This window comes from Saccharothrix sp. ST-888, assembly GCF_000955975.1.
In the GTDB taxonomy this organism is placed as follows: Bacteria; Actinomycetota; Actinomycetes; order Streptomycetales; family Streptomycetaceae; genus Kitasatospora.
The window spans coordinates 1-355 of the sequence record NZ_JYJF01000577.1 but is presented as its reverse complement, the minus strand read 5'-3'; the positions used below and the strand labels follow the sequence as shown (position 1 = coordinate 355).

Annotated in this window: 1 protein-coding gene; it reads left to right on the top strand. The window is 74.1% G+C overall.

The window, feature by feature from the left end; translation table 11 throughout:
- The coding region (locus tag UK12_RS42115) for a hypothetical protein (protein WP_045307051.1) at positions 1–355 on the top strand (355 nt) is incomplete at both ends.

The window sequence follows — 355 nt, the reverse complement described above, 5'->3', positions numbered from 1 at the left end:
ACCGAGGCCGCCGCCGCCGACTGCCAGCAGTGCTCCCGCACCGACAACAGCTTCCTGTGGACGGACAGCCACTGGCCGCTGAGTGGCCGCACCGGGACGACCGCCGTGCCGTCGATGCTGCTGCTGATGCCCCGCGCCCACCACGGCCTCGCCGACCTGCCGCCCGCGCGGGCCGCCAGGGTCGGCTCGCGCCTCCAGCGGATGAGGCGGGCCGTGATGTCGCTCGGCGGTATCGGCCGGGTGCACGTCTACAAGTGGGGCGACGGCTCCGCGCACCTGCACATCTGGATGGTGGCCAGGCCCGAGGGCCTGATGCAGCTGCGCGGCGCCTGCCTGCCGCTCTGGGAGGACGTAC